Source organism: Ruegeria sp. CI1 (assembly GCF_056536925.1).
Genome location: NZ_JBQFQP010000009.1, coordinates 80,821 through 93,564, shown reverse-complemented (window position 1 = coordinate 93,564; position 12,744 = coordinate 80,821). Strand labels below are relative to the sequence as shown.

General features: G+C 56.4%; 10 protein-coding genes. 5 read left to right on the top strand and 5 right to left on the bottom strand.

Annotation, left to right across the window (positions count from 1 at the left end; all coding sequences use genetic code 11):
- Positions 1-19 precede the first annotated feature (19 nt).
- The 5 genes from galE (at position 20) to ACR0LZ_RS12265 (ending at position 6,376) form a co-directional block, all read left to right on the top strand.
- Positions 20-1,003, top strand: a complete 984-nt coding sequence (gene galE / locus ACR0LZ_RS12285) for a UDP-glucose 4-epimerase GalE (protein WP_480750098.1) — start codon at positions 20-22, stop codon at positions 1,001-1,003.
- Positions 1,004-1,010: 7 nt separating this feature from the next.
- Positions 1,011-2,045: a glycosyltransferase family 2 protein gene (locus ACR0LZ_RS12280; RefSeq protein ID WP_480750097.1), complete on the top strand. Its 1,035-nt coding sequence runs from the start codon at positions 1,011-1,013 to the stop codon at positions 2,043-2,045.
- Positions 2,046-2,252: 207 nt separating this feature from the next.
- The gene (locus tag ACR0LZ_RS12275) at positions 2,253-3,239 is read left to right on the top strand and encodes a glycosyltransferase family 2 protein (protein WP_480750199.1); all 987 of its coding nucleotides are present in this window, start codon (positions 2,253-2,255) and stop codon (positions 3,237-3,239) included.
- A complete protein-coding gene (locus ACR0LZ_RS12270) occupies positions 3,236-4,936 on the top strand; it encodes a DUF5927 domain-containing protein (RefSeq protein WP_480750096.1) in 1,701 nt (566 codons plus the stop codon). The genes ACR0LZ_RS12275 and ACR0LZ_RS12270 overlap by 4 nt, the downstream gene beginning before the upstream one ends.
- 6 nt (positions 4,937-4,942) lie before the next feature.
- On the top strand, positions 4,943-6,376 hold the full coding sequence (locus ACR0LZ_RS12265) for a sulfotransferase family 2 domain-containing protein (RefSeq protein WP_480750095.1): 1,434 nt from the start codon (positions 4,943-4,945) through the stop codon (positions 6,374-6,376).
- 8 nt (positions 6,377-6,384) lie between these two features.
- Here the strand turns inward: ACR0LZ_RS12265 and ACR0LZ_RS12260 are convergent, their stop codons facing one another.
- The 5 genes from ACR0LZ_RS12260 to ACR0LZ_RS12240 all read right to left on the bottom strand — a co-directional run bounded on the left by ACR0LZ_RS12260 (position 6,385) and on the right by ACR0LZ_RS12240 (position 12,712).
- Positions 6,385-6,903, bottom strand: a complete 519-nt coding sequence (locus tag ACR0LZ_RS12260) for a L,D-transpeptidase family protein (protein ID WP_480750094.1) — start codon at positions 6,901-6,903, stop codon at positions 6,385-6,387.
- A gap of 63 nt (positions 6,904-6,966) precedes the next feature.
- Positions 6,967-7,776, bottom strand: coding sequence for an ion transporter (locus ACR0LZ_RS12255; protein ID WP_480750093.1), 810 nt, complete (start codon positions 7,774-7,776; stop codon positions 6,967-6,969).
- On the bottom strand, positions 7,773-9,005 hold the full coding sequence (locus tag ACR0LZ_RS12250) for a class I SAM-dependent RNA methyltransferase (RefSeq protein WP_480750092.1): 1,233 nt from the start codon (positions 9,003-9,005) through the stop codon (positions 7,773-7,775). The genes ACR0LZ_RS12255 and ACR0LZ_RS12250 overlap by 4 nt, the downstream gene beginning before the upstream one ends.
- Positions 9,006-9,044: 39 nt before the next feature.
- Positions 9,045-10,877, bottom strand: a complete 1,833-nt coding sequence (locus ACR0LZ_RS12245; protein WP_480750091.1) for an ABC transporter ATP-binding protein — start codon at positions 10,875-10,877, stop codon at positions 9,045-9,047.
- The gene (locus tag ACR0LZ_RS12240; RefSeq protein ID WP_480750090.1) at positions 10,874-12,712 is read right to left on the bottom strand and encodes an ABC transporter ATP-binding protein; all 1,839 of its coding nucleotides are present in this window, start codon (positions 12,710-12,712) and stop codon (positions 10,874-10,876) included. Before ACR0LZ_RS12240 ends, ACR0LZ_RS12245 begins: the two co-directional genes overlap by 4 nt.
- Positions 12,713-12,744 lie beyond the last annotated feature (32 nt).

The following is a 12,744-nucleotide window of genomic DNA, read 5'->3' as shown; positions in this document are numbered from 1 at the left end:
GAGAAAAGAGCAGCTTATCATGACCAACATCCTCGTGACCGGTGGCGCTGGCTATATTGGCTCTCATGCTTGCAAGGCGCTAAGGCAGGCCGGGTATACGCCCGTCACCTATGACAACCTGATCACCGGTTGGCAGGATGCGGTCAAGTTTGGGCCATTCGTGCAGGGCGACCTGCTGGATCGTGCTCAGCTTGACGAGGTATTCGCCCAATACCAACCCGCCGCAGTCATGCATTTCGCCGCCCTAAGCCAGGTGGGCGAGGCAATGTCGAAACCGGGAAAATACTGGACCAACAACGTCAACGGGTCACTGTCACTGATCGAGGCGGCCGTGGCGGCTGGTTGCCTGAACTTCGTCTTCTCTTCGACCTGCGCCACTTATGGCGAGCATGACAACGTTGTGCTGGATGAGGCCACACCGCAATTGCCGCTGAACGCCTATGGCGCCTCGAAACGCGCGATTGAAGACATCCTGCGCGATTTCGAAGCCGCGCATGGGTTGAAGCACGTCATATTTCGATATTTCAACGTGGCAGGTGCCGACCCCGACTGCGAGGTGGGCGAGTTCCACCGTCCCGAAACCCATCTGGTGCCATTGATGCTGGATGCAATCGACGGCAAATGTGACGCGCTAACCGTGTTCGGCACCGATTACGACACACCCGACGGCACCTGCATCCGCGACTTTGTGCATGTCTGCGATCTGGTGGATGCTCATGTTCTGGGGCTGAAATGGTTGCAACAGGGAAAAGGCAGCCGGGTATTCAACTTGGGAACCGGATCGGGGTTCTCGGTCATGGAAGTGATCAAGCATTCGAAATCTGTCACCAACCGCGAAGTGCCCTTCAACATTGGCCCACGCCGCGCGGGAGATTGCACCAAGCTGGTTTCCGGCTCGACTAGGGCCGAGGTCGAACTTGGCTGGACCCCGAAAAGGTCAATGTTAGAGACTATGATCGCCGATGCCTGGCGCTGGCATCAGAATGGCCACTACAAACGGTAACCCTACGATGTCTGCCGCTGATAGCCCAGAACATCCAGGGTGGCTCCGCGCTTATAAGCTGCTCTGGAAACGACGACGCTTGCTGTGGCGCTCGTTTCGCAGCCGGCACCAACTCAAGACACTTTCGAACCGCACAACGCAAATCAGACCTGGCGACATTCTAGCGGTCACGACACTGCGCAACGAAGTTGCGCGCCTGCCCTGGTTCTTCGAGCACTATCGCCGGATTGGCGTCGACCACTTTCTGATGATCGATAATGGCAGTGACGATGGCAGCGACGAATGGCTTCTCGAACAACCCGACGTATCTCTATGGCAAACCTACGCCAGTTATCGCGCCGCGCGCTTTGGGCTGGATTGGATGACCTGGCTGCAGATGCGGTACGGGCACAATCACTGGATGCTGATGATCGATGCGGACGAGTTGTTGATTTATGCCCATCACCAGTCCCGGTCGCTGCACGATCTAACCAGTTGGTTGGAAACCTCGGGCCAACATGTTTTTGGCGCGCACCTGCTGGACCTTTATCCCAAAGGCAGTCTGAGCCAACCAAACTATATGTCTGGCGCGGACCCCATGAAAGAGCTTTGCTGGTTCGACGCCAGCCCCTATCGCAGTCAACGCCAACAGCCGCTGGGCAATCTTTGGGTTCAGGGAGGAATGCGAGAGCGCGCCTTTTTTAGCGACAATCCGCGTCGGTCTCCGACCCTGAACAAGATACCTTTGGTAAAGTGGTCCCGGCGGTATGCCTATGTCAATTCTTGCCACTCGGCCCTGCCCCGCAGGTTGAACTTTACCTATGACGGCCCCGAAGGAAAATCGCCCTCGGGTGTTTTGCTGCACACGAAATTCCTTCCGGAAATTGTCTGGAAATCGACAGTCGAAAAGTTGCGTGGTCAACATTTTCACAACCCCGACCTTTTCGATCACTATTACGATGGGATCGCTCAGGACCCGAGTTTATGGACCCATTCTTCAACTCGCTTGCGAGACTGGCAGCAATTGGAAGAATTGGGTTTGATGTCCTCAGGTGGATGGTAAAATGAATCGACCTACAACCATAAAGAGAACGACGCGTGGCTGAAATGTCAGCCCAGGCATAACCTTTTCTAAATTCATTGATCGCATGAAGGAAAAGGTGACATAACACTGCAAATGTCCGGATCGCTCAAATCCCGGACTTTCGCCTGAACATGCTCGCGTATGTAATAGTTGGATGGACGCGTGAGTTTATTGGACTCTTATCGCATGAGGTTGCGGCGCAAGCGCCGGGTTTTGCGCTGCCTTCGCAAGTCCCGAGAATTGGCGCCCATCCGAAACAACACATCCAACATTCGCCCCGGTGCGGTGCTGTTGGCCAGTGTGGTCCGGAACGAAAAAATCCGGCTCCCATATTTCCTGAAATACTACCGCAGCCTTGGGATCAATCATTTCCTGTTCGTCGATAATGACAGTGATGACGGCACTGCCAAGTTCCTTTCCGAACAACCGGACGTGTCACTCTGGCACACGTCCAGCAGCTACAAGAGCGCCACGTTTGGCGTGGATTGGATAAACTATCTGCTTCGCACTTATGCCCGCGAACACTGGGCTTTGACGGTCGACCCGGATGAGTTTTTTGTCTACCCCTTCTGCGATTCGCGCCCCATCCGCGCCCTAACTGATTGGCTGGACAACAGCGCGATCCGCAGCTTCAGCGCCATGCTGATTGACGTCTATCCCAAAGGCCCCATCAACCAGACGCCCTATACCGAAGGGCAGAACCCGCTGGAAATTGCCAACTGGTTCGACCCCGGTAACTATACAATCTCCAAAAACCCCCAGTATGGAAATCTGTGGATCCAGGGAGGTCCCCGCGCCCGGACGTTTTTTGCGGACACTCCAAGAAAAGCGCCCGCACTGAACAAGATACCGCTGGTCAAGTGGTCAAGACGGAACACCTATGTCAGTTCCACTCATTCCCTTATGCCCCGCGGCCTGAATCAGGTTTATGATGACTGGGGCGGAGAAAAGCCAAGTGGCGCGCTGCTGCACGCCAAATTGATCGATACATTCGGCGCCAAGGCGCAGGAGGAGTTGCAACGCGGACAACACTATGCCGAATCCAGCGAATACAAGCGCTATGCCACAGACCCGCTAGGCCAGACAGATTTCTGGTGTCAATGGTCCGAGAAATATATCAACTGGCGTCAGCTTGAGATTTTGGGCCTCATGTCCAAAGGAAACTGGGCATGAGTTCACTGGGTGTCATCATGCTGGTTCACACCGATCTCGACCGCGCCGAGCAGGTCGCGCGGCACTGGACGGCTTCCGGTTGTCCTGTTGTCATTCATGTCGACAAGAAAGTTCCATCCGAGTTTTATAGTCGGTTTGCAACGTCCTGCGCCAATGACCCTCTGATCTCCTTTTCCAAACGCCATCTTTGCGAATGGGGCGGATGGGGCATCGTCGCGGCCTCGCAATCAGCTGCGGAACTGATGCTGTCGCAAAATCTGGACGTGAGCCATATCTACCTGGCGTCGGGCGCCTGCCTACCATTACGACCGGTCTCCGAACTGATCGACTATTTGGCGACCCGCCCCAGAACCGATTTCATCGAAAGTGCAACCACCGCCGATGTACCCTGGACTGTTGGCGGGTTGGAATCCGAGCGGTTCACTCTGCGATTTCCGTTTTCTTGGAAAAAACAGCGCCGACTATTCGACAGCTACGTTAATCTGCAGCGCCGCCTGAAAATCCGGCGCAACATTCCGGATGGTCTGACACCACACATGGGCAGCCAGTGGTGGTGTCTGACACGTCAAACCTTGTCCGCCATCCTTCAAGATCCAGGCCGCAAGATCCACGACCGGTATTTTCGCAAGGTCTGGATTCCGGATGAAAGCTATTTCCAAACTCTGGCCCGGGTGTATTCATCCAATATCGAAAGTAGGTCGCTGACGTTGTCCAAGTTCGATTACCAAGGCAAGCCGCACGTCTTCTATGACGATCACCTGCAACTGCTACGCCGGTCGGACTGCTTTGTCGCCCGCAAAATCTGGCCGCACGCCAATCGGCTGTATCAGGTATTTCTGACCGATCAGACAAATGCCATGAAGCCCGCAGAACCCAACCCTGGTAAGATCGACCGGGTTTTTGTCAAAGCGGTCGAGCGCCGGACGCGCGGGCGCAGCGGGCTTTACATGCAAAGCCGCTTTCCACATCCTGGGCGCGAAAACGGGATGACGGCTGGTCCATATTCAGTGTTTCAGGGGTTTTCGGATGTGTTCGAAGATTTCGAAAACTGGCTCGCCAAAGTGACCGGCGCCCGAGTACATGGTCATCTTTATGATCCTGACCACGCGGAATTCGCGGACCGCGAAACTATCATTAACGGCGCATTAACTAACAGTGCCGCCCAGCGCGACTATAATCCCACCGCATTCCTAACAAACCTGATCTGGAACACCCGAGGGGAATACCAGTGTTTTCAATTCGGCCCAGCCGACAACCAGAAGATCAACCCCTTCATCGCACGTGACAAGAACGCCCAGGTTTCGATCATATCCGGTGCATGGGCGGTGCCCTTGTTCAAATCAAATCGGGATTTCGCCGATTTGCGCAAAGAGGCGGCCAGATTACAGCAGATCGAAAGCAAGCAGTTGGATCTTCTGCGGGAAAATAACGTCAAGGCACGTGTTCGCATCTGGACAATGGCAGAATTCGTGGAATCGCCGATGGAACCTCTGCAAATGCTTGTTGACGAAATTGGTCATTCCAACCGCCGACATTTGTCTCAAGCGCCAACCATGACCGATCTCACCGGGTTTGGGCGGTTCCTGCAAAACCTCAAGAACCAAGGGATGCATCCTTATCTGATGGGCGATTTCCCGGTCGATCATCATCCGACACCCTCATCCATGCCCGCCAAAAAACCCTATCTGGTACAGTAGTCCGGTATGAACGCCAAATTCGATTACTTTGTCGTATTCGCTGAAATGCGGACCGGCTCCAATTTTCTCGAATCCAATCTGAACACGGTGGATGGGCTGCACTGCCATGGCGAAGCGTTCAATCCGCATTTCATCGGCTATCCGAACCGCGAAAATATTCTTGGGATCACGCAGGAAATGCGCGACGAAAACCCCTTGTCACTGATCGAAGCGGTAAAAAAAGCGCCCGGCAAGTTGAATGGGTTCCGGTTTTTTCACGACCACGATTCAAGGGTACTGGACTTGACTCTGCCCGACCTACATTGCGCCAAGATCATCCTGACCCGCAATCCGTTGGACAGCTACGTTTCCTGGAAAATCGCACGCGAGACCGGCCAGTGGAAGCTGACCAATGCCAAACGCCGCAAGGATGCCAAAGCGAATTTCGATACCGCTGAGTTCACGCGGCGTGTTCATGACTTGCAGGCCTTTCAGGTTTTTCTGCTGAACAGCATGCAACGCAGCGGCCAATCCGCGTTTTATCTTGACTACGAAGATCTGCAGGATGTCGAGGTCATCAATGGGTTGGTGCATTGGCTGGGCCTTGATTCCCGGATCGACAAATTAGATGACGGTCTCAAACGGCAAAATCCGGGGCAAGTATCCGACAAGGTTGCCAATCCCGAAGTCATGTCAAAAGCTGTCGCCGACCTCGACATCTTCAACCTGTCCTGGACGCCGAGCTTCGAGCCGCGTCGCGGCCCGGCAGTTCCAAGCTACGTCGCCGGGTTGCATACGCCTTTGATGTTCCAGCCCGTCAAGTGCGGCCTGGAAGATGATGTGGCAAAATGGCTGGCCGATCTGGATGGTGTCACGGTTCCGGATCTTCAACACGGAATGACGCAGAAAAACGCGCGACAGTGGATGCGTGAACACCCCGGTCACCGACGATTTACGATCCTGCGTCACCCTCTGGCGCGCGCGCACACTGCATTTTGCCGCCACATTCTGCCCAACGGTCCGGGTAGCTACAGCCAAATCCGCAACACGCTGCGCCGAAGGTTTCAGCTACCAATTCCTGCAGACGGCCCAGGAAAGGGGTATACCGTCACGCGACACCGAGAAGCATTTGAAGCGTTTCTTCGGTTTTTGCAACTGAACTTGGCCGGTCAGACAGGGATCCGTTTGGACGGAAGCTGGGGCCCACAATCCAGCGTGCTGACCGCTCTCTCCGGCTTTGCCCCACCCGATCACGTGATCCGGGAAACTGAAGCTTCCAAAGCCCTGCCCGCGCTTGCCCGACATCTCGGACACCCGAACCCACCTCCCATTCCTCAGGGCACCACTGACACACCCTACGGTTTGTCAGACATTTACGACGCCGACCTAGAGGCGCTGGCACAAGACCTGTACCAGCGCGACTTTCTGCTTTTCGGGTTCGAACCTTTCAGGCCGGTCTGAGCACCGCCTCAGGGCCGCAAGGTGATAATTGTACCCTCGTTGACCATAGCATAGATCTCTTCGATCTCTTCGTTGGTTACGGCGATGCATCCGGCAGTCCAATCATCCGTCTTGCGAGCGCGCTGACGGTCGCTTTTCGTTTGCGGCTCGCCATGAATGAAAATGTCACCGCCCGGATCAACTCCCGCCGCCTTGGCCAGCGCTACGTCCTGCGAGTTCGGATAGGAAATTCCAATCGACAGGTGGTACCTGCTGCGGGGGTTGCGCCGGTCGATCAGATAGGTTCCCTCGGGCGTCTTGCCATCGCCCTTGATGGCCTTGTGCCCATCCGGGGCGAAACCAAGACCGACCTTGTATTCCTTCAGGATCTGCTCGTTGTGCAACAGATAGAGTTTTCTCGCACTTTTATTGACGACCAGAGATGTTACCTCAGGTCCATGATAGGTGCTAAATTTCGATGGAGACGCGCCACACGCTGAAACACCCAACGTTGCCAATGCGCCCAATCCAAATGCTCGACGGTCCATTGTTTCACTGCCTGCTCTTTTTTGTTTTGTCATCCATTATGCCACAAAAGCCAAAATCCAAAATCACTTTTTTGTCGGGTTTTGGCTTGTGATCAGCTGTTCTATCGCCTCCAGCCGTTCCAGCACCTCGTCACGGTAGGCGTCGGTTCTCTCTTCATCCTCGGCGTGATGGGCATCCTGCATTGAATTTACGATCAAGCCGACCAGCAGGTTCACCACCGCGAAAGTCGTCACCATGATGAATGGCACAAAGAACACCCAGGCATACGGATAAACCTCCATCACCGGGCGAACGATTCCCATCGACCAGCTTTCCAGCGTCATGATCTGGAAAAGCGTATAGGCCGACAGACCCAGATCACCGAACCAGTCCGGAAAGGAATTGGCGAACAGCTTGGTTGCTATCACTGCACCGATATAAAAGATAATCGCCATCAATAAGAACACACTGGCCATACCGGGAAGCGCCTTGATGAATCCTTCGACAACGCGGCGCAGGCTTGGCGCTACGGATATGACCCGAAGAACCCGCAAAATCCGCAAGGCTCGTAACACCGACAAACCCTGCGCACCTGGTATCAGGGCGATGCTGACGATGGTGAAATCGAAAAGGTTCCACCCATTCAGAAAAAACCGTCGCCCGCGTGCTGCAAGCTTCATTGCGATTTCCAAGATGAAAACCCCAAGGCACAGCGCATCCAGCGTTTCGATTAACGGGCCGAACCGCTCCATCAGGCTAGGCGCGGTTTCCATCCCCAAAAGGATGGCATTGAAAATGATCACAGCGGTGATGAACCGCCCGAATCCGGGCGCGCTTGTGAATGCGTCCAAACGCTGACGAAACCCGATGGTGTCACTTTCCAGACTGCTCATGTTCCTGCCTCTTTCAGTTTGAAGGACGCCGCAAGTTCCACATGCGCCGACCATCTGAATTGGTCTACAACCTGCACCCATTCCAATACATACCCGGCGCTTTTCAATGTTTTTGCATCGCGTGCAAAGGTCACCGGGTTGCACGAAACATAGGCCACGACCGGTGTCTTTGCCCTAGCGATTTCCGCCACTTGCGCCTCGGCTCCCGCACGAGGAGGGTCCAGAACGATGGCGTCGAACTTTGCCAGTTCATCTGGCATCAGGGGCCGACGGAACAGGTCACGCGCTTCGGTAGAGACTCTTTTCAAACCTTGCGTCTTACGCCAACCCTGATCCAGCGCCCGGATCATAGCAGCATCGCCCTCGACCGCGTGCACTTCGGCCTTCTGCGCCAAAGGCAAGGAAAAGGTCCCGCATCCCGCAAACAGATCGGCAACCTTTCCGGCATCCGCCAAGATGTCCTGCACCGCCTGCAACAAAACGTCCTGACCGTCCTTTGTCGCCTGCAGGAACGCACCGGGCGGCGGCACGACCGCAGCCGACCCGAAACTCTGTACGGGCGACACGCGCGTGGCAATGATTTCGTCATCCCACGTCAGCCGAGCCAAGCCGTGTTGTTCGGTCGCCTGCGCAAGTGCCAGTTCCAACGGGCCGTCCAGCGGCTTGCCGCCCCTGACTGCCACGTCCAATCCTGCTTCTGACAACGTCAGAGTCACGGCCAGCACACCCTTGCGACTACCGCCCAACACCGCAAGCGCCTCGGCAACAGGTATTGCTGTTATCAGCGTGGGGTCCAGAAGGTGGCAGTCCGGTATCTCGGTGATCACGTCTGAGGCCTGGCCATGAAACCCGGCCAGAGTTCCTTTCTTGGTCCGGCGCACAGCAATGACGGCCCGGCGGCGCGATCGCTCAGGCGACGTATGGATCGGCCGCATCGATACTTCTAGGCCCTGCGCCGCTAGCGCAGTGCGGACCACGCCAACCTTCCACTCGACCACAAATTCATCCGAGGCATGTTGCAACTGACACCCACCGCAGGACTTGTAGTGGCGGCACAGCGGTTTGATACGGTAATCCGAAGGTGTCTCAATCCGGATATCCGTCAGGTGCGCCCCGGTCAGAACGCCGCTAACCACCTCACCGGGTAAGGTACGCGCGGCATAAACAGGGCCTGCGGCAATTCCGTCGCCCTGATGCCCAAGCCGCTGAATGGTGTATTCCTGTCTCATGCATGGCCTGATAGCGGGACGAGGGCGCAGGCAAAAGCCTTATTCTGCGGCTTCGGTTCGAATAAAACCGCCCGACTGGCGATGCCAGAAACGGGCGTAAAGGCCGCCTTTAGTCAGCAGTACCTCATGCGTACCCGTTTCCACAATCCGCCCGTGATCCAGTACGATGATCCGATCCATTTCGCTAAGCGTTGACAGACGGTGCGCAATGGCCAGCACCGTCTTTCCTTCCATCACCCGGTGAAGCGCGGCCTGAATCGAGGCCTCGACTTCGGAATCAAGCGCGCTGGTGGCTTCGTCCAGCACCAGAATTGGCGCATCCTTGAGAATGGCGCGCGCCAAAGCGATCCGCTGTCGCTGCCCGCCGCTAAGCTTTACACCGCGCTCGCCCAGATGCGCGTCATAACCTATGCGGCCCTGCGCATCCTGCAGGTTCAGGATGAATTCATGAGCTTCGGCCTTTCGCGCCGCTGCGATCAACTCGTCTTCGCTTGCCTCGGGACACCCGTATAAAATGTTGTCCCGAGCCGAACGATTGAACATCGCAGTTTCCTGCGTGACCATGCCGATCTGGCGCCGCAAGCTGTCCTGCGTGACCGCGGATACATCTTGCCCGTCGATGCTGATATCGCCGGTTTCCCTGTCATAGAGCCGCAACAAAAGCGAAACCAGCGTGGATTTTCCGGCTCCGGACGCACCAACGATACCCAGTTTTTCGCCCGGTGCGATCGTCAGCGTAAGATCCTGTACACCACCCTCTTCGCGCCCATAGGCAAAGGTCACATTGTCAAATTTGATCCGTCCGCCGGTTACGCCCAACTCGGTTGCGTTCGCTTCGTCCAGTATGCGTCTGCGGGCCGTCAGGGTTTTCATGCCGTTTTCGATTTCACCCACGTGCGCATACATGCCCATGAGCGTGAAACTGACCCAACCGGTCATCTGGGCGATACGGATCGACACGGCTCCCGCCGCCGCAATGTCGCCCGCGCTCGCCGTGCCCGCTTGCCACAGCAAAAGCGTCGATCCCAAAAGCAACACCGGCAGAATTCCTGCCAGCGTCATCAGGATGAACCGGAAACTCGCCGAAAGACGCCCGAAATCGAGCGAACGTTCCCGCAGTTCGACCATAGATTTTCGCGCAGCCTGATCCTCGTTTTCAGCATGGGCGAACAGTTTGACCGTCTTTATGTTGGTGATCGTATCCACCACCTGCCCCGACACCATCGCGCGCGCACCCGCGCGCGCACCCGACCGTTTTCGGATGCGCGGCAAATACCAGCGAACCAACCCGAAATAGACGGTCAGCCACAAGACGAACGGCAACATTACCAACGGATGAATAGACCCTAACAAGGCTAATGATCCAACCAAGGAGGCCAGCGCAAACACCACGGCACTGATCGCGTCTGATACAACGGATGTCAGAGCGCTGGAGGTCTGCATCTGTTTCTGCGCAATCCGGCCCGCAAAATCATCGTCGAAATAAGTCACCGATTGCCCAAGCGTCCACCGGTTAAGCTTGGACAAAACGAGTGGCTGAATGTTGGGCATGACGACATAGTTGTTCAGCACCGACGAAAGCCCGGCCACAGTTGGCCGGAGCAGCATGAAAAACGCCGCCGCCCCGAGTATGGGTGCAACGTTGCTTACACTGAAGATTGCTTCGGGCCCACTGTTGACCGCCGTGTCGACAACCCGACCCAGTATCCAGGCTGTGGCCGCCTCCATCGCGCCACCCGCAGCCGAAAAGAAGGCCGCCAGAAACAGCGCGGGCCAAGCGCCCGCCAGACACCATCGGATGAACGCCCCCAGCGTTTGTGGTGGGGGCGTTTCCGGTTGATGGAATGGTTCGATCAGGTCGGCAATTCTCATTCTGGAGCCTCAGGATTCAGGAAGCCGCCAGACTGTCGCGCCCAGAACTGAGCATAAAGCCCCCCCTGCGCCAGCAAGTCACTATGCGCCCCCTGTTCGACGATACGACCGCGGTCCAGCACCAGAATGCGGTCCATCTGCGCAATAGTGCTCAACCGGTGTGCAATCGCAATAACTGTCTTGCCCTGCATCATGCCGTAAAGCGTATCCTGAATCGCTGCCTCAACCTCTGAATCTAGGGCAGACGTCGCCTCATCCAAGAGAAGGATCGGCGCATCTTTCAGGATCACCCGCGCCAGCGTAACCCGCTGCCGCTGCCCTCCGCTCAGCTTGACGCCCCGCTCCCCCACATGCGCGTCATAGCCCTTGCGACCCTGCGGGTCTTCGAGATCAAGGATGAATTCATGCGCCTCGGCCTGCTTTGCCGCCGCGATAACCTCAGCCTCCGAGGCGTTTGGTTTGCCATAAAGAATGTTGTCACGCACCGACCGGTGCAACAACGCGCTGTCCTGTTGGACCATCCCGATATGGCGACGCAGACTGTCCTGCGTCACTTTCGCGATGTCCTGGCCGTCGATCAGAATTGCCCCCCGATCAGAGTCGTAGAACCGCAAAAGCAGTTTGACCAGCGTTGACTTTCCCGCCCCGGACCGCCCGATCAAACCGATCTTTTCACCCGGCTCGATGGTCAGGTTCAGACGGTCAAGCCCACCGGCCTCGCGTCCGTAATGATGCGATAGGTTCCGCAATTCGATCCGCCCGTCGCTTAGCTGCAACGGTCTGGCATCCCGTGCATCGACCAGCGCAATAGGTTGCGCAATCGTCTCCATCCCTTCGGCCACAACGCCAAGCTGGCGGAAAAAACTTGTCATTGCCCACATGACCCAACCGGTCATGGCGTTCAGGCGCAACGTCAGCGCCGCCGCCGCCGCAACCACCCCGACCGAGGCCTGCCCCTGCATCCACAGCGCAATGGCCCAGCCGACAACGCCCACAATCAGCAGGCCGTTGAGCGTCACCAGAACTGTATCCATCACGGTGAAAATCCGCATCTCGACCTGGAATGTGCGTCGCGTTTCCTCGATCGCCTCCCGCGCATAATCCAGTTCATGATCGTCATGCGCGAACATCTTGACTGAATGGATGTTGGTATAGCTGTCTACCACCCGCCCGGTCACAGTTGAACGTGCATCCGATGCCAATTTGGACGCAGGACCAACACGCCGGATCGTCCAGCGCACCAGAAACCCGTACAGAACAAACCAAATCAGCAATGGAACCATCAGCCGCACATCAGCCGCCATGAGCAGAATTGCCGCTCCGATTACATAGGCCAGTGAAAACGAGATCGCATCGAAAACCTGAAAGACCACCTCTCCTGCAGCAGGCGGCGTTTGCATGATCCTGTTGGCAATGCGTCCTGCAAAATCGTTTTCGAACCAGCCAACCGACTGCCGCAAGACGTGTTTGTGCGCCCTCCAACGGATCAGCGTGCCGTAGTTCGGCAGGATCGCATTGTTTAGCAGCAGCACATCAACCACATGCAGTAAGGGACGAAACAGCAAGATGAACGCACCGACGAGCAACAACTCGGTCCCGTGCGCATCCCAGACCTCGGTGGGCGTACCACCCATCAGGTCTACAACCCGCCCCATGTAAAAGATCAGCACAACCTCGACCGCGGCCACGATCACCGACATCAGCGCCGCCAAAACAAACACCCGGCGGAACGGTTGCGAATAGTCGCGAAGGAAAGGCCATAGCTGCGTCGGCGGCACGTCCCTCTCGGCATAGGGTACAAATGGGTCAACGAGATCTTCGAAATATCGAAACATGGGCGGTGCTCCAATTGAGCCGTCAGATCAGA